This is a genomic window from Streptomyces sp. NPDC040589 (assembly GCF_055594445.1).
In genome coordinates this window covers 509,968-526,805 of sequence record NZ_JBVIWP010000001.1, presented here as the reverse complement: position 1 = coordinate 526,805, position 16,838 = coordinate 509,968, and the positions used below count along the sequence as shown (strand labels likewise).

12 protein-coding genes are annotated in these 16,838 nt (G+C 71.2%); 7 read left to right on the top strand and 5 right to left on the bottom strand.

All coding sequences use genetic code 11. The features are described 5' to 3' along the window. Positions 1-57: 57 nt before the first annotated feature. From ACZ58V_RS02295 to ACZ58V_RS02280, 4 genes are all read right to left on the bottom strand, one after another. The gene (locus ACZ58V_RS02295; protein WP_468188014.1) at positions 58-3,873 is read right to left on the bottom strand and encodes a multifunctional oxoglutarate decarboxylase/oxoglutarate dehydrogenase thiamine pyrophosphate-binding subunit/dihydrolipoyllysine-residue succinyltransferase subunit; all 3,816 of its coding nucleotides are present in this window, start codon (positions 3,871-3,873) and stop codon (positions 58-60) included. A gap of 281 nt (positions 3,874-4,154) precedes the next feature. Continuing rightward, on the bottom strand, positions 4,155-5,267 hold the full coding sequence (locus ACZ58V_RS02290; protein WP_468188016.1) for a HAMP domain-containing sensor histidine kinase: 1,113 nt from the start codon (positions 5,265-5,267) through the stop codon (positions 4,155-4,157). Further along, the gene (locus tag ACZ58V_RS02285) at positions 5,264-6,004 is read right to left on the bottom strand and encodes a response regulator transcription factor (protein WP_184590528.1); all 741 of its coding nucleotides are present in this window, start codon (positions 6,002-6,004) and stop codon (positions 5,264-5,266) included. Before ACZ58V_RS02285 ends, ACZ58V_RS02290 begins: the two co-directional genes overlap by 4 nt. A gap of 135 nt (positions 6,005-6,139) precedes the next feature. Next, positions 6,140-6,817 (bottom strand): spermidine synthase family protein, encoded by a 678-nt coding sequence (locus tag ACZ58V_RS02280; protein ID WP_468188018.1) that lies wholly within the window; start codon positions 6,815-6,817, stop codon positions 6,140-6,142. 172 nt (positions 6,818-6,989) lie between these two features. On the opposite strand from ACZ58V_RS02280, the gene ACZ58V_RS02275 reads away from it, so the two are divergent. The 3 genes from ACZ58V_RS02275 (at position 6,990) to ACZ58V_RS02265 (ending at position 11,162) form a co-directional block, all read left to right on the top strand. Further along, on the top strand, positions 6,990-7,799 hold the full coding sequence (locus ACZ58V_RS02275; protein WP_471287929.1) for a rhomboid-like protein: 810 nt from the start codon (positions 6,990-6,992) through the stop codon (positions 7,797-7,799). A 269-nt stretch (positions 7,800-8,068) separates the two neighbouring features. Then, a complete protein-coding gene (gene lon / locus ACZ58V_RS02270) occupies positions 8,069-10,492 on the top strand; it encodes an endopeptidase La (protein WP_471287928.1) in 2,424 nt (807 codons plus the stop codon). 175 nt (positions 10,493-10,667) lie between these two features. After that, on the top strand, positions 10,668-11,162 hold the full coding sequence (locus tag ACZ58V_RS02265) for a MarR family winged helix-turn-helix transcriptional regulator (protein ID WP_468188026.1): 495 nt from the start codon (positions 10,668-10,670) through the stop codon (positions 11,160-11,162). 26 nt (positions 11,163-11,188) lie between these two features. Here the strand turns inward: ACZ58V_RS02265 and ACZ58V_RS02260 are convergent, their stop codons facing one another. Continuing rightward, a complete protein-coding gene (locus tag ACZ58V_RS02260; RefSeq protein ID WP_471287927.1) occupies positions 11,189-11,974 on the bottom strand; it encodes a protein phosphatase 2C domain-containing protein in 786 nt (261 codons plus the stop codon). A 356-nt stretch (positions 11,975-12,330) separates the two neighbouring features. Here ACZ58V_RS02260 and ACZ58V_RS02255 point away from each other — a divergent pair, with 356 nt between their 5' ends. Genes ACZ58V_RS02255 through ACZ58V_RS02240 form a run of 4 tightly spaced genes read left to right on the top strand, consistent with a single transcriptional unit; the run spans position 12,331 to position 16,832 of the window. Further along, positions 12,331-15,264 carry a sensor histidine kinase gene (locus ACZ58V_RS02255; protein WP_471287926.1) on the top strand — a complete coding sequence of 978 codons (2,934 nt, stop codon included), beginning with the start codon at positions 12,331-12,333 and terminating at the stop codon, positions 15,262-15,264. After that, positions 15,261-15,785: a roadblock/LC7 domain-containing protein gene (locus ACZ58V_RS02250; protein ID WP_468188032.1), complete on the top strand. Its 525-nt coding sequence runs from the start codon at positions 15,261-15,263 to the stop codon at positions 15,783-15,785. Before ACZ58V_RS02255 ends, ACZ58V_RS02250 begins: the two co-directional genes overlap by 4 nt. Next, entirely contained in the window at positions 15,782-16,204 is a 423-nt protein-coding gene (locus ACZ58V_RS02245) for a DUF742 domain-containing protein (protein WP_003992921.1), read from the top strand. Before ACZ58V_RS02250 ends, ACZ58V_RS02245 begins: the two co-directional genes overlap by 4 nt. Continuing rightward, a complete protein-coding gene (locus ACZ58V_RS02240) occupies positions 16,185-16,832 on the top strand; it encodes a GTP-binding protein (protein WP_471287924.1) in 648 nt (215 codons plus the stop codon). Before ACZ58V_RS02245 ends, ACZ58V_RS02240 begins: the two co-directional genes overlap by 20 nt. The last annotated feature ends 6 nt before the right edge of the window (positions 16,833-16,838 follow it).

Below are 16,838 nucleotides of genomic sequence, written 5' to 3'. Positions count from 1 at the left end.
CGGGCCGCACCCCCGTAGCGGGGATGCGGCCCGGTCAGTTACGACGCGCGAGGGCGCTTACGCCTCGAACACCTCACGCACCAACTGCTCCTGCTCGGCCTGGTGCCGCTTCGCGGAACCGACCGCCGGGGACGAGCCGTGCGGGCGCGAGATGCGGCGCAGGCGCTCGCCGTGCGGGACGTCGGCGCCGACCGCCAGGTCCAGGTGGTCGATCAGGTTGAGCGCGATGAACGGCCAGGCACCCTGGTTCGCCGGCTCCTCCTGGGCCCACAGGTACTTCTCGGCGTTCGGGTACTTCTTGATCTCCGCCTGGAGCTCGGCACCCGGCAGCGGGTACAGGCGCTCGATGCGGATGATCGCCGTGTCCGTGACGCCGCGCTTCTGACGCTCGGCCTCCAGGTCGTAGTAGACCTTGCCGGCGCAGAAGACGACCTTCTTGACCGCGGCCGGGTCGACCGACGCGTCGCCGATGACCGGCTGGAACTGGCCCGTCGTGAACTCCTCCGCCTTCGCCGCCGCCGCCTTCAGGCGCAGCATCGACTTCGGCGTGAAGACCACCAGCGGCTTGTGGTGCGGGTTGTGCACCTGCCACCGCAGGAGGTGGAAGTAGTTCGACGGCGACGTCGGCGTGGCGACCGTCATGTTGTTCTGGGCGCACATCTGGAGGAAGCGCTCCGGGCGGGCCGAGGAGTGGTCCGGACCCTGGCCCTCGTAACCGTGCGGCAGGAGCAGGACGACGCCGGAGGTCTGGGCCCACTTCTGCTCGGCCGACGAAATGAACTCGTCCACGACCGTCTGGGCGCCGTTGACGAAGTCGCCGAACTGCGCCTCCCACATCACGAGCGCCTCGGGGCGGGCCAGCGAGTAGCCGTACTCGAAGCCCATCGCCGCGTACTCGGAGAGGAGGGAGTTGTAGACGTTCAGCCGCGCCTGGTCCTCGGAGAGGTACTGCAGCGGCGTGTACTCCTCGCCGGTGCTGCGGTCGATGATGACCGCGTGGCGCTGGCCGAACGTACCGCGCTGCGAGTCCTGGCCCGCGAGGCGGACCGGGACGCCCTCCAGCAGGAGGGAGCCGATCGCGAGGGTCTCGCCCATGCCCCAGTCGATCGTGCCGTCCTCGACCATCGCCGCCCGGCGCTGCAGCTGCGGCAGCAGACGCGGGTGGACGGTGATGTGGTCGGGGATGTTGACCTGGGACTCGGCGATCCGCTTGACGACCTCCGAGGTCACCGCGGTGTTCACGGCGACCGGGAACTCGGCCTGCGGGTCGGTGGGCTCCGCGGCGGCCGGCTGCGCTGTGGCCTCGCGGACCTCCGTGAAGACCTTCTCCAGCTGGCCCTGGTAGTCCTGCAGCGCCTGCTCGGCCTCTTCCAGGGTGATGTCGCCGCGACCGATCAGGGACTCGGTGTACAGCTTGCGCACCGAGCGCTTCTTGTCGATCAGGTCGTACATCAGCGGCTGGGTGAAGGCCGGGTTGTCCGACTCGTTGTGACCGCGGCGGCGGTAGCAGATGAGGTCGATCACCACGTCCTTGTTGAACGCCTGGCGGAATTCGAAGGCCAGGCGGGCAACGCGGACGACGGCCTCGGGGTCGTCGCCGTTCACGTGGAAGATCGGGGCCTCGATCATGCGGGCCACGTCCGTCGCGTACATGGAGGAACGCGAGGACTCGGGAGCCGCCGTGAAGCCGACCTGGTTGTTGATGACGATGTGGACCGTGCCGCCGGTGCGGTAGCCGCGCAGCTGCGACATGTTCAGGGTCTCGGCCACCACGCCCTGGCCCGCGAAGGCCGCGTCGCCGTGGATCGCCACCGGCAGGACCGTGAAGTCCGTGCCGCCCTTGTTGATGATGTCCTGCTTGGCGCGCGAGACGCCCTCCAGGACCGGGTCCACCGCCTCCAGGTGCGAGGGGTTGGCGGTGAGCGAGACCTTGATCTGCTCGCCGTCCAGGCCGGTGAAGGTGCCCTCGGCGCCCAGGTGGTACTTCACGTCGCCGGAGCCGTGCATCGACTTCGGGTCGAGGTTGCCCTCGAACTCGCGGAAGATCTGCGCGTACGACTTGCCGACGATGTTCGCCAGGACGTTCAGCCGGCCGCGGTGGGCCATGCCGACGACGACCTCGTCGAGGCGGGACTCCGCCGCGCTGTCCAGGACCGCGTCCAGCAGCGGGATGACGGACTCGCCGCCCTCCAGGGAGAACCGCTTCTGGCCGACGTACTTCGTCTGCAGGAAGGTCTCGAAGGCCTCGGCGGCGTTCAGCCTGCGCAGGATGCGCAGCTGCTCCTCGCGCTCCGGCTTGGTGTGCGCCCGCTCGATGCGGTCCTGGATCCACCGGCGCTGCTTCGGGTCCTGGATGTGCATGAACTCGACGCCGGTGGTGCGGCAGTACGAGTCGCGCAGCACGCCGAGGATGTCGCGCAGCTTCATCAGGGACTTGCCGGAGAAGCCGCCGACGGCGAACTCACGCTCCAGGTCCCACAGGGTGAGCCCGTGCTCGGTGATGTCCAGGTCGGGGTGCTTGCGCTGCTGGTACTCCAGCGGGTCGGTGTCGGCCATGACGTGGCCGCGGACCCGGTAGGAGTGGATCAGCTCGAAGACGCGGGCGGCCTTCGTGACGTCGTCGTCGTGGGACGCGTCGATGTCCTTGAGCCAGCGGACCGGCTCGTAGGGGATGCGCAGCGCCTCGAAGATCTCGTCGTAGAAGTTGTTCTCGCCGAGCAGGAGGTTCGCGACGATCCGCAGGAACTCGCCGGAGGCGGCGCCCTGGATCACCCGGTGGTCGTAGGTCGACGTGAGCGTCATGACCTTGGAGATGCCGAGCTTGTTCAGGGTGTCCTGGGAGGTGCCCTGGAACTCAGCCGGGTAGTCCATGGAGCCGACGCCCATGATCACCGACTGGCCGGGCATCAGGCGCGGCACGGAGTGGACGGTGCCGAGACCGCCGGGGTTGGTCAGGGAGACCGTCACGCCGGTGAAGTCGTCCATGCCCAGCTTGCCGTCGCGCGCGCGGCGGACGATGTCCTCGTAGGCCTGCCAGAACTCGAAGAAGTTCAGCGTCTCGGCCTTCTTGATGCCCGCGACGACCAGCTGACGGTCGCCGTTGGGCTTGACCAGGTCGATGGCCAGGCCGAAGTTGACGTGGTCGGGCTTGACCAGGGTCGGCTTGCCGTCCTTCTCCGCGAAGGAGTAGTTCATCGACGGCATGGCCTTGATGGCCTGCACCATCGCGTAGCCGATCAGGTGCGTGAAGGAGATCTTCCCGCCCCGGGCGCGCTTCAGGTGGTTGTTGATGACGATGCGGTTGTCGAAGAGCAGCTTCACCGGGACCGCGCGCACGGACGTGGCCGTGGGCACCTCCAGCGAGGCGTTCATGTTCTTCGCGACCGCGGCGGCGGGGCCGCGCAGCACGACCTGCTCGGGACCCGACGGGGCCTCGGCGGCGGGCTCGGCCTTCGGCTTCGCGGCGGCCGGCTTGGCGGCGGCCGGAGCGGCCTTCGCCGGAGCGGCGGCCTGGGCCGGGGCCTGCGCGGCGGGCTTCGCCTGGGCGGGAGCCGGCGCGGCGGCGGGCTTCTCGGCCGCCGGGGCGGGGGCCGCGGCCGGGGCGGGGGCGGCCTGGGCCGCCGGCTGGGCGGTGGTGGTCCCCCCGGCCCCCGCGGCCGCGGTACCCGCCGGAGCCGGGGCGGCGGCCGCCCCTGGCTTGTAGTCGGCGAAGAAGTCCCACCAGGCTCGGTCTACCGAGTTCGGGTCCTGGAGGTACTGCTGATAGATCTCGTCGACGAGCCACTCGTTGGCACCGAACGACGCGGCAGGGTTCTTCCCCGCTTGGTCGGTGTCGGTCGAGATGCTCGAGTTACTGGGGGACTGTGGCGACACGGCGGCAACCGCCCTCTTCCGCTTCACAAGATGATGGACAGCGGGAATCAAGGCTACGCCTCCCCGACCGCGAAGGTCAGGCCGGGCCCGTTCAACGTCACGCAAGTCACACTTCAGAGAGTGTTTCGGGGCTTGAAATGGCGGGAAACAAGCGTGGTTCCGCTTAAGGAGGGAAGGGTGGAGCGGCACCCGGGGCGCCGACGGCGCGGGTCTGTGCCTGATCACACGTGTCCGTCAGCGCGGACGCCCGTGGATCTTGAGGCTCCGCTTCGAACTTTACGTCAACTTGGCAGAGATGTAAGTCCCGGAAGAGTGACAAGAATCCGGCAACCTCGCTCGGATTCGGCCACTCCGATCCGACCGCCGTGCAGATCCACCGCCCAGCGGGCGATCGCCAGGCCGAGCCCCGTGCCGCCGTCGCTGCCCGGGCCCTGCGGCCGCTTGGCGCTGCCGCGGTTGAACCGCTCGAAGACGCGGTGCCACTCGGACTTCGGAATGCCGGGGCCCTCGTCCAGGACCTCCAGCTCCAGCGACTCCGGCAGCGTGCCGCGCCGCGCCTTGACCGTCACCCGGCCGTGCGGCGGGCTGTGCTTGACCGCGTTGTCGATGAGATTGGCCACGACCTGGTGGATGCGCTCCGGGTCGGCGTGCGCGGTCAACTCCGGCGGGGACACATCGAGGTGCAGATGGACGTCCGTACGGGTGTGACTGCCCGAGCCGGTGGCGATGCCCGCGCGCACGGAGGCGACCATGTTGGCCTCCTTCAGCACGCCCGACAGATAGGGCCACACCTCGAAGCGCCGCTGTTTCAGCGGTACGACGCCGTTGTCCAGGCGGGACAGGTCCAGCAGCGTCTCCACCAGCCGGCCGAGGCGCTCGGTCTGCTTCAGGGCCGTGCGCATCGTCTCCGGGTCGGCCTGGGTGACGCCGTCGACGATGTTCTCCAGCACCGCGCGCAGACCCGCGATGGGCGTGCGCAGCTCGTGCGAGACGTTCGCCACCAGCTCCTTGCGCTGGCGGTCCTGGGCCTCCAGCTCGTCGGCCATGGCGTTGATCGTCACCGCCAGGTCGCCCAGCTCGTCACGGCGGTTGTCCCGCACCCGGCGGGTGTAGTCGCCCTGCGAGATGGAGCGGGCCACGGCGGTCATCTCGTCCAGCGGCGCGGTGAGCGAATGGGCCACGAACTGCGTGATGAGAAGTGTGGCGATCATCGAGAAGACCGTGATGAAGCGCAGCTCCGTCTTCGTGTGCACCGCGATCACCGACAGACCAGTGGTGATCAGCACCGAGATGACGACCAGCGCGCCCAGCTTGGTCTTGATCGAGAACGGGCTCACCCCGCCCCAGGGTTCCGGCTCCCCGGGGTTTCTCCGTGCGGCCGGTCCGCCGCTCATGGCGTCGGGGTCTCCAGGGCGTAGCCCACGCCGTGCACCGTACGGATCCGCTCGGCGCCGATCTTCCGGCGCAGCGCCTTGATGTGGCTGTCGACGGTCCGGGTGCCGGAGGCGTCCGCCCAGTCCCAGACCTCGGCGAGCAGCTGCTCGCGCGAGAGCACCGCGCGCGGGGTGTTCGCCAGGCAGACCAGGAGATCGAACTCGGTCGGCGTGAGGTGAACATCCTCACTCCGGACCCGCACGCGTCGCTGAGCGTGATCGATCTCCAGCTCGCCGAGGCGCAGGATGCCGCTGCGCGGCGTCGCGGCGGCCAGCGCGGCCCGCTCCACACGGCGCAGCAGCACGTGCACACGCGCAGCCAGCTCCCGCATCGAGAACGGCTTCGTCATGTAGTCGTCGGCGCCGACGCCCAGCCCGACCAGCATGTCGGTCTCGTCGTCGCGCGCCGTGAGCATCATCACCGGCACCGGCCGTGCGGCCTGCACGCGCCGGCAGACCTCCAGACCGTCGAAGCCGGGCAGCATGATGTCGAGGATCAGCAGGTCGGGCTGCCAGGCCTCGGCCGTGTCGACCGCCGCCGGACCGTCGCCCGCCGTTTGCACGAGGAATCCCTCGGCGCGCAGGCGGGTCGCGATGGCGTCCACGATCGTGGCGTCGTCCTCGACGACGAGAACCCGGCGCTGCGCGCCCGGGGTAGCCGTCGCCGAACCGTTGTGGGAGGTCTGTGTCTGCTCCATCGCCCGCCCCTGGGGTGTGCTTTCCGGAATCAGTGGGGTGATTCCTTCTGACTGGCTATGCCTGCGCATCGTTGCGATTGACGCTTGAATGATCGGCGTCAGGGGAGCAGCGTACGGGGAGTCAGCACACCTTTGCTATCCAGGGCGGATGCCGAGGTGTACGACGTCCGGAACGCCCCGGGCAACCGGGATCTCTTCGGTACGCACCCGCTGGAACCCGGCATTCCGCAAGGTTCCTTCGAATTCCGGCGAGGGCTGGGCGGACCAGACGGCGAGTACGCCACCGGGTCTCAACACCCGTGCGCAGCTTGCCAGTCCGGCGTCCGAGTAGAGATTTCCGTTGCCCTCCGTGACGGTCCAGCCGGGGCCGTTGTCGATGTCGAGGCACAGGGCGTCGAACGTGTTGGATGTCTCATTGACGTACGTCACGAGATCGGATTCGACGATTTTCGCGCGGGGGTCGGCCAAGGCCTCGGCGGAGAACGCGGAGAGCGGGCCGTCGAGGTGCCATTCGACAATCGCGTGCTCGCGTTCCACGACGGAGATCTCTCCCCAGCGGGGGTCCGCCGCCGCGTGGGCGAGGGAGAAGCCGACGCCGAGTCCGCCGATCAGCACGTCCGGGCGGGGCCGGCCGGCCAGGGCGTCCAGGGCCGCGTCGACCAGCCGCCGCTCCGAGCGGCCGTCGGAGGTGTCCATCAGGAAGCAGCCGTTCGCGATGATCTCCAGGCGGTCTCCGTGCCGCCGCAGCACGACCTCGCCGTGCGGGCCCTCGCGACGGTCCAGTACATCGGGCAGGTCGTTCGAGGTGGACATCCGGGCATCCTGGCAGGTGCGGGGTGTCCGGCGCCAAGCATTACGGAGCGGCCGGCGGGGGACGCGGGGCGCGCCTTCCGGGTTGCTGTGAATCGGCTCTCGCGTGGTGCCGGTCACAGACAGGGGGGTAGGAACACGCGAAGGCTGGGACATGACGGAAGGAGCGCCCGTTTTGGAACGCACCGCGCCGCCCGACGAGACGGCCGCGACGGCGTCGGCGGGCGCGCCCGTTTCCGACGGGCCGGGGCTGCTGGACGGGGTCCCGAGGCAGCGGGGCCCGCGAGAGAGCGGGGGTGCGGGCGTACGGGAGTCCGTCGCGGTGGAGGAGCCCCGCCTCCGGACTCCGCGACCCTGGCGGCTGCTGCCCACGCCGACGGGTACGCCGTTCACGTTCGGGTACGCGGTCGTGCTCTGTGTCACCTCGCTGATCTCCGCGTACGCGGACCCCGCACTGGTCCACGCCCTGCTCCAGGCCTCCAGTACCGATGTGGCGCACCTGGTGCGGACGCCGGGGCTGGTGCTGGTCGGCAGCGCGCTGTGGGTCGCGGGCGGGGTGGCCTCGCCGTTCACGATCGGGTTCGTGCTGGTGCTGACCGCGCTGGAACGGCGGATCGGGGGCCTGCGCACGGCCGGTGTCTTCCTGCTCGGACACGTCCTGGCCACGCTGGCGACCGAGGTCCCGGTGGGGCTCGCGGTGCTGGCCGGGCACCTCCCCGACAGTTCGCTGCACCGCCTCGACTACGGCGTCAGCTTCGGCGTCGCGGCCGGCACCGGCGCCCTGGCCGGCCTGCTGCCGCTCTGGCCGCGCGTGCCGCTGCTGGCCGTCTTCGGCGGGATGCTCCTCCAGGACCTCCTCGCCTTCACCGACCCGATGACGAACTGGGGTCACCTGATCGCCCTGGCCATCGGCATCGCGACCTGGCCGGTACTCCGGCGGTGGCGCGCGAAGCGCGCGGCGACCTCCCGGCCCGGCGCCTCGTAGAACCCTCGCCCCGCGGGTGTCGGCGACGGCGGTCGCGCCCGTCCGGCGCGGCGGCCACACCCGTGTCACCCCGTCGCGCGACCAGCCGCGCATCCGGTAGCCGGTAGCCGCCGGGAGCGTCCCCGGCCGCGCCCCGCGACACGACCATTCGTCCCCCCTCCTCCCCCTCCCCGCAGGTGATCGCTCACAGCGAACGGCCATCGGGGAACATCCGGCAGCTCCCGTGCATTGAGTCGGCATAGCTCAACTTGACTGCCAAAGGGGAGATCATGGCTGCTGAGTCCAAGGCGTTCACACCGCTCACCCTGCCCGTGCTGCCGCTCGACGGCGAGGTCGTGCTGCCCGGGATGGTGGTCCCGCTGGATCTGAGTGACTCCGAGGTCCGTGCCGCGGTGGAGGCCGCTCAGGCCGCTGCCAGGTCAACGCCCGGAAAGCCCCAGGTACTCCTGGTGCCGCGGATCGACGGGACCTACGCGAACACCGGTGTCCTGGGCACCGTCGAGCAGGTCGGCCGGCTCGCCGACGGCGACCCGGGCGCGCTGATCCGCGGCCGGGGCCGGGTGCGCATCGGGGCGGGGACCACGGGTCCCGGCGCCGCCCTCTGGGTCGAGGGCACCCGCCTCGACGAGACCGTGCCGGAGCCCCTGCCCGGCCAGGTCACCGAACTGGTCAAGGAATACAAGGCCCTCGCCACCGCATGGCTGCGCAATCGCGGCGCGTGGCAGGTCGTCGACCGGGTCCAGGCCATCGACGACATCTCGGCGCTCGCCGACAACTCCGGCTACTCGCCTTTCCTGACCACCGACCAGAAGATCGAGCTGCTGGAGACCACCGACCCGGTGGCCCGGCTGAAGCTCGCCGCCCAGCAGCTGCGCGACCACCTCGCCGAGCAGGACGTGGCCGAGTCCATCGCCAAGGACGTCCAGGAAGGCGTCGACAAGCAGCAGCGCGAGTTCCTGCTGCGGCGTCAGCTGGAAGCCGTCCGCAAGGAGCTGCGCGAGCTGAACGGCGAGCAGGACGGCGAGGAGTCCGACGACTACCGCGCCCGTGTGGAGGCCGCCGACCTGCCGGAGAACGTCCGCGAGGCCGCGCTCAAGGAGGTCGACAAGCTGGAGCGGTCCTCCGACCAGTCGCCCGAGGGCTCGTGGATCCGCACCTGGCTCGACACGGTCCTGGAGATGCCGTGGAACGAGCGCACCGAGGACGCGTACGACATCCAGGGCGCCCAGGCCGTCCTCGACGCCGAGCACGCGGGTCTTCAGGACGTGAAGGAGCGGATCACCGAGTACCTCGCGGTGCGCAAGCGGCGTACCGACCGGGGTCTCGGCGTGGTCGGCGGGCGGCGCGGCGGTGCCGTGCTCGCGCTCGTGGGACCGCCCGGCGTCGGCAAGACCAGCCTCGGCGAGTCCGTCGCCCACGCGATGGGCCGGAAGTTCGTGCGCGTGGCCCTCGGCGGTGTGCGCGACGAGGCCGAGATCCGCGGTCACCGGCGTACGTACGTCGGCGCGCTGCCCGGCCGTGTCGTCCGTGCCATCAAGGAGGCCGGGTCGATGAACCCGGTCGTGCTGCTCGACGAGATCGACAAGGTGGGCTCGGACTTCCGGGGCGACCCGGCCGCCGCCCTCCTCGAAGTCCTCGACCCGGCGCAGAACCACACCTTCCGGGACCACTACCTGGAGGTCGAGCTGGACCTTTCGGACGTGGTCTTCCTGGCCACCGCCAACGTCCTGGAGGCCATCCCGGAGGCGCTGGCCGACCGGATGGAGATCGTCCGCCTGGACGGCTACACCGAGGACGAGAAGGTCGTCATCGCCCGCGACCATCTGCTGCCGCGCCAGCTGGAGCGGGCCGGGCTCGCCGAGGGCGAGGTGACCGTCGACGAGGGCGCGCTGCGCAAGCTCGCCGGTGAGTACACGCGCGAGGCGGGCGTCCGCAATCTGGAGCGGTCCGTCGCACGGCTGCTGCGCAAGGTCGCCGCCCAGCACGAACTGGGCGAGCGGAAGCTGCCGTACACCGTCACGGACGAGGATCTGCGCGGGCTGATCGGCCGGCCGCACCACGTGCCCGAGTCCGCGCAGGACCCGGCCGAGCGGCGGACCGCGGTCCCGGGCGTGGCGACCGGGCTCGCGGTGACGGGAGCGGGCGGTGACGTGCTGTTCGTGGAGGCGTCGCTCGCCGACCCGGAGACGGGCGCGGCCGGGCTGACCCTGACCGGCCAGCTGGGCGACGTGATGAAGGAGTCCGCGCAGATCGCGCTGAGCTTCCTGCGCTCCCGCGGTGCCGAGCTCGAACTGCCGGTGGGTGATCTGAAGGACCGGGGCGTGCACATCCACTTCCCGGCGGGCGCGGTCCCCAAGGACGGCCCCAGCGCCGGCATCACGATGACCACGGCCCTCGCGTCCCTGTTGTCCGGCCGGCTGGTCCGCACGGACGTGGCGATGACCGGCGAGGTCTCGCTGACCGGGCGGGTCCTGCCGATCGGCGGCGTGAAGCAGAAGCTGCTGGCCGCGCACCGCGCCGGGGTCACCACCGTGATCATCCCCAAGCGCAACGAACCCGACCTGGACGATGTCCCGGCCGAGGTGCTGGACGGGCTCGACGTCCACGCCGTGACCGACGTCCGCCAGGTCCTGGAGCTGGCGCTCGCGCCCGCGACCGCGGGTGCGGCGCCGGAGGTTCCGGTCGCGGCGTGACGGACGTGACCGGATAGGGGAAGGCCCGGGTTCTCGTGAGGGAGGCCCGGGCCTTCACCGTGTGGTGGCCCTGTGTACGAGCGCGCCGTGACCTGCGGAATACTTGCCGAACTGCGGTGATGACGGCAGGTGACGGAGAATCTCAGTACGGGGCGAGATCGAGGCAGGGGCTGACGTGCAGGACAACGGGAACGGCGACGGGCCGGGAGGCGAATCCGCCCTGGCCGCGAGCGGTGTGGATCAGCCCGCCTTCCTCGCGCTGGAGCGCGAGCTGACCGTGCTGCTGCGGCGTGCTCGGGCCAACCAGGGCGAGATGGCCCGCGAGGTCCACCCCGACCTGGAGTCGTCCGCGTACGGGCTCCTCGTCCGGCTCGACGAGTGCGGCAAACAGCGGGCCACCGAGCTCGCCGCCTACATCGGCGTCGGCAAGGCCACCATGTCCCGCCAGCTGCGCGCCCTGGAGGAACTCGGGCTGGTGGCGCGCGAGCCCGACCCCGCCGACGGCCGCGCCTGGCTCGTCGCCCTCACCCAGGAGGGCCAGGACCGCGTCCGCCGGGTGCGGGAGGCCCGCCGCGCCCGTTACGCCGGCCGCCTTGCCGACTGGGACACCCACGAGGTCACGGAACTGGCCCGGCTGCTGCACCAGCTCAACCGGGGCATGGAGAAGTAGCTCCCGGCGCCCAGGCCGGACACGGCCTAAAACTCGACGAACACCACCGTCGCGTCGTCGTGCGTCTTGCTCCGGCCCAGGAACGTCCTGGTGGTGTCCCCCCGTTCCAGCGCCCGTACGCGGTCCACCAGTGCCTGGGGTCCCTCCTTGCGTACGAGCTGGAAGCAGTCCGTCCAGTCGCCCTCCTCGAACCTCTCCACCCAGCGGGTGGCGCCGTCCGTCAGGGCGGTCAGGGCGCGTACCTCGTGGCGCGGCACCGTTCCGGTCACCGCCCGCCGGGCCACCGAGGGGTCGGCGGCCGCGGTGAAGAAGCCGCCCTCCTTGTTGCGGACCGTGGAGTCCACCAGTGCGTCCGTGGCCAGGGCCGAGCGGGGGAGCAGGGAGAGGCGGTCGTCGAGGACGGGCGTCACCGCGCCGTCGGGGGACTCCAGGAGGAGGGCGGAGTCCGAGAGCACCAGGTACTCCACCGTGTCCGGGGTCCAGCGGGCCACGACCACCGTGGCCTGCGGTGTCCGGGGGTGAGAAAGGTCACAGGTTGCGGCGTGCGCCTCGGAGGTACGCGCGATGGCGCGGGACAAGGCGTCGACCAGGGGAGCATCCGGGAGTGAAACGGTCAGTTCGGTCAGAGCTCCGCCGAGGCGTGCGGTGAACCAGGGGACGGAATGCAGGCACCCCGTCCCGCCCTTCGGTGGCGTGACACCGTCCAGGACGACGACCGAACCGCCCTGTCCGGAGGCCGGTAGTCCGACACTGGTGAAGTCCTCGTTGGGGCGGTCGGCGTCTCCCGGCTCCGAGGCGAGTTCAGTGCGCATCCAGCCAGTCTGCACGAGCCCTTCACAAGGGTTGCAAAAGGCTGGCAATAGTTGCGGGGTCGGTGCGGCAGCGCAGGTCAGACGCCTGTTTTGGGAGGGAATGCTTTGTTCCGGGAAGGCGTGGTGGCGAATATTGCCACCGCCCGCCGCCGGCGTCCAACCGGCGTGCCGCGCAAGGCCGCTGCAAGGGCCAGCGGAACTTGCCCCTCAACTCTCGTCCGGGGTTCACTCCTTCGGGTGGCGGGTCAGGTGATGCGCGTGCGCTGCCCACCGGCGCTGGGAGGGTCGGGAAGTGTACCGGGAGTACGCGCCAGTTGACGGAGCGTCACCCGGGCCCATGGGTTCACGAGTCAGGAATGCGAGCACCGGTGCAGAAGACGCGGCCTCGTCGTACAGGCAAGCAGACGGCCCCCGCTCAGGGCACTGAGCCGACGCCCCCCACCGGCAAGGGCCGCCCCACGCACGTACGCAACCGGCTCATCGTCGCCGTGGCCGTGGTCGCCGCGGCCATCGCCGGAGCCGGCACCCCGTCCGTCCTGGCCGCCTCCGGGCAACTGCACGACTCGCAGGAACTGGTGACGCTCGCGGAGCAGACGCAGGACGCCCTCGGGCTCGCGCACTCCCTCGCCGACGAGCGCGACGACGTCACCTCCTACATAGCGGCCGGCCGCCCCAAGGCCAAGGCGCCCTCCGAGCAGCGCAGCGCCCGCGTGGACCGGCAGGTCGAGGAACTGCGGGCCGACACCGACACACCCGCCTCGCTCCGCTCGGACCTCGACGACATCGCCGCCGTCCGCCGGGCGGCGCTCACCGGCAAGAGCAGCGCGCTCGAAGCGCACCAGGCGTACTCCACCTCCATCACCCAACTCCACCGGCTCGCCGAGCAGCTTGCGCAGCAGACGCCGCCCCGCGCGGGCTCCGGCGCCTACGCCCGGGCCGAGCTGGACTCCGCCGTCCAGCAGGCCGCAGCGGCCCGCGGGCTGCTGCTCGCCGCCCTCAGCGTGCCGCGCGGCGAGACGGTCACCGACCCCGTCACCGGCCTGCCGGCCGAGACCTCCTCCGACGCCGACGCCCGGCAGCGCGACGCCCTGAGCGCCGCCGCCCAGCAGGCCCGGCTGCGCTCCGACGCGGCGCTGGCCGACTTCCGCGACACCGCGCCCAAGGCGGCCCGCACCTCGTTCGACTCCACGGTCACCGGCACCGAGGTCAACTCCGCCGAGAAGTACCTCGCCGCCCTCACCGACCAGCCGACGCTGGCGGGCAGCGAGCTCTCCGTCGACACGAAGCGGCTGGACGCGGCCCTCTCGGCCCGGGTCGACCTGATGCGCGGCGTGGAGTCCGCCCTCTACGACCGGAGCACCAAGGACCTCGAGGCGCTGCGCGACGACGACGTCACCGCGCTGGAGATCCGCATCGCCGTCCTCGGCGCCCTCATGCTGCTCGCCGTCGGCGTCGCCACGGGCATGGCCCGCAGCCTCACCCGGCCCCTGGCGGTCCTGCGGCTGGGGTCGAAGCGCCTCGCCGAGGCCGAGGACCCGGGGGCCGAGGAGCCGGTGAAGTTCACCGGCCGCAACGACGAGTTCGCCCAGGTCGTCCGCTCCGTCAACGCCCTGCACGAGCACGCGGCCGCCCTGACCGGGCGGATCGGCACGCTGGAGTCCGACCGCAAGCACCTCGTCGGCCAGCGCCAGAAGATGGCCGACGCACGCGAGGAACTGCGAGGCGAACTCGCCGAGTCCGTCGCCCAGCTGGAGCGGGTGCGCACGGCCATCGGCGGCACGTTCGTCAACCTCGCGCTGCGCACCCTCGGACTGGTCGAGCGGCAACTGGCCGTCATCGAGAACCTGGAGGAGCGCGAGCAGGACCCGGACCGGCTCGCGACCCTCTTCAAGCTCGACCACTTCGCGACGGTCATGCGCCGGCACAGCGAGAACCTCCTGGTCCTCGCCGGCACCGAGCACGTCCAGCACGCCGCCGGGCCCGTGCCGCTCGTGGACATCGTCCGTGCGGCGGTGAGCGAGATCGAGCGGTACGAGCGGGTCCGCATCGCCGCGCTGCCGCCGCACGCGCACATAGCCGGGTTCGCCGCGGACGACCTCTCCCACCTGCTGGCCGAACTCATGGAGAACGCCACCTCGTTCTCCCCGCCCGACCTGCCCGTCGAGGTCTCCGGCTGGCTGCTGGAGAGCGGCGAGGTCATGCTCTCCGTCCAGGACGAGGGCATCGGCATGACCGAGGACCGGCTGGAGCGCCTGAACTCCCGCCTCGCCGAATTCGACCCGGAGGCGCCCTACGACCAGGAGGGTGAGGACGGTCTCGGCCTCGGCCTGTACGTCGTGGCCCGCCTCGCCCACCGTCACGGGGTGCGCGTGCAGTTGCGCGAGCAGAAGCAGGGCGGTGTCGCGGCGGTCGTCGTCCTGCCCCGCACCCTCTTCGCGGCCGCCCCGCACACGGCCGTCCCGGCCTCCGGCCCGCTCTCCGGCACGACCCACACCGTCTCCTTCCCGGGCGCCGACGCCGAGGCCAACTCCAACGTCCTGCACGGCCGCGCCGGCGGTGGGGACCCCTTGGTGGCACTGGCGGAGAACGCCGTACGGCGGGAGGAAGCCGCAGAGCCCGCGGAGCCCAGGCAGGTCGCGCACGCTGCGGAGGCCACGGACGCCGCCGAGCACCCAGAGGCCGCGGAGCCCAGCGAGGTCGCGGAGGTGGCGGAGGCCGCGCGCGCGGCAGAGCACCCGGAGCCGGCGGCGGCGGACGTACCGGCGGCACCGGCGGAAACCCCTGCCGAGACCACGATGGAGCTGCTGCTCCCGGCGCCACAGGCGGAACCGGCCGCGGCACCGCTGGGAGCGACCCAGTCCGCGCCGCAGGCGGACCCGGAGCCGACGCAGCACGAATCCGCGGCCGCCGACGGCGATTTCGCCCCGCAGGGGCCGCCGGCACAGGACCAGGAAACCCGCACGGGGGGTGCGGGTGGGTACGACAGCGCCGACGGCGAAGCCGAGGCCGACGTGGAGCACGAGCGCGTCACCGACAAGGGCCTCCCCAAGCGCACCCCGAAGATCACCGCGCAGACCACCGCCCCGCGCCAGCGCAGCGGCTCCGTGGACGCCGCGGCCCTCCGCCGCCGCCTCGGCGGCTTCCGCCAGGGCGCCCAGGCCGGCTACCGCGAGGTGGAGGCGGAGATCGCCGAGCAGACGGCCTCGCACAAGCGGCCGGCCACCGGCACATCAGGACCAGCTGAATCCGAAGAAGCCACGGGGGGCACAGCCGAGGAGGCAAGCAGTTGACCGCTCCCAGTACCTTCGGACTGATCGGGCTGAGCAGTGAGGCCCGCAACCTGCACTGGCTGCTGACCAACCTCGTCGAGGAGGTGCCCGGCATCCTCTCGGTCGCGGTCGTCTCCTCCGACGGACTGCTCCTGCTCTCCTCCGACGACCACCGCAACCGGCAGGCCAGCGAAGCCCTGCAGGCCCGCGGCATCAAGCGGACCGGCCCGCGCGGCTCCGCCGCCGACCTGGCCACCATCGTCTCCGGCATCGGCAGCCTCACCGTCGGCGCCGCCAAGCTGATGGACTTCGGCGGGGTCAGGCACACGATGGTCGCGATGGACGAGGGCAGCCTGTTCGTGATGTCGATCAGCGACGGCTCGCTGCTCGGCGTCCACGGCTCCGCGGAGTGCGACATGAGCGTGGTGGCGTACCACATGGCCCTGTTCGTCGGCCGCGCCGGCCATGTCCTGACGCCCGAACTCCGCAGCGAGCTCCGTAGTTCCCTGGAGCGGTCCCAGACGACGGGGAGTGCCCGATGAGCAGTACGCCGAAGCACCACCTCCCGGTCCGCGGCGGTGGCCGCAAACCCGCCCGGGTCCGCCCCTACTCGCTCACCGGCGGCCGCACCCGGTTCGGCCACGTCCTCCTGGTGGAGACGTTCGTGGCGAGCACGGCCGCGCTGGAGGCCCCGGAGGAGCGTAAGGAGCTGACGAACGGCTCCCTCTCCACCCGCGTGATGCCGGAGCTCCAGGCCATCGTCGAACTGTGCCGCCGGATGCGTACGGTGGCCGAGATCGCCGCGCTGCTGAAGATGCCGCTCGGCGTGGTCCGCGTGCTCCTCAGCGACCTCGCGGACCAGGGAAAGATTCGTGTGTACGGAACGGGAACCGGCCACGGCACGGGCCGCCCGGACCGAGCTCTGCTGGAAAGGGTGCTGAGTGGACTCCGTCGTCTCTGACGCCGCTCACGGCGTCTCCGTAACATCCCCGTCCGTTCAGCCCGACGCGAGCATGCACGCCTGGGAGACGGACCGCACCCGCGCCCCCATCGCCACGAAGATCGTGGTGGCGGGCGGCTTCGGCGTGGGCAAGACCACCCTGGTCACCGCCGTCTCGGAGATCACGCCCCTGCAGACCGAGGCGCTGATGACCGAGGCGAGCGAGGCCACCGACGATCTCACCGCCACACCGGGCAAGACCACCACCACCGTGGCCATGGACTTCGGGCGCCTCACGCTCGACGACGACCTGGTGCTCTATCTGTTCGGCACGCCGGGCCAGCAGCGGTTCTGGTTCATGTGGGACGACATCGTGCGCGGCGCGATCGGCGCGGTCGTCTTGGCCGACACACGCCGGCTGAAGGACTGCTTCCCGGTGCTGGACTACTTCGAGAGTTCCGGGCTGCCGTACGTGGTCGCGGTGAACCACTTCGACGAGAGCGAGCTGTTCGAGCCGGAGGATGTGCGGGAGGCCCTGACCATCCCGCGACACATACCTGTCATGATCATGGACGCGCGTCGCCGGATCTCCGTGATCGAGACCCTCCTGGCCCTGGTGGGCCACGCGCTCGACGAAACCCCCGAGTAGAGGACA

Coding starts and splice junctions, on each gene's coding strand:
- ACZ58V_RS02290 (WP_468188016.1), bottom strand. CDS start 5,267: ATGAGCGGCGGACCGGCCGCACGGAGAAACCCCGGGGAGCCGGAACCC.
- lon (WP_471287928.1), top strand. CDS start 8,069: ATGGCTGCTGAGTCCAAGGCGTTCACACCGCTCACCCTGCCCGTGCTG.
- ACZ58V_RS02280 (WP_468188018.1), bottom strand. CDS start 6,817: ATGTCCACCTCGAACGACCTGCCCGATGTACTGGACCGTCGCGAGGGC.
- ACZ58V_RS02245 (WP_003992921.1), top strand. CDS start 15,782: ATGAGCAGTACGCCGAAGCACCACCTCCCGGTCCGCGGCGGTGGCCGC.
- ACZ58V_RS02285 (WP_184590528.1), bottom strand. CDS start 6,004: ATGGAGCAGACACAGACCTCCCACAACGGTTCGGCGACGGCTACCCCG.
- ACZ58V_RS02255 (WP_471287926.1), top strand. CDS start 12,331: ATGCGAGCACCGGTGCAGAAGACGCGGCCTCGTCGTACAGGCAAGCAG.
- ACZ58V_RS02260 (WP_471287927.1), bottom strand. CDS start 11,974: ATGCGCACTGAACTCGCCTCGGAGCCGGGAGACGCCGACCGCCCCAAC.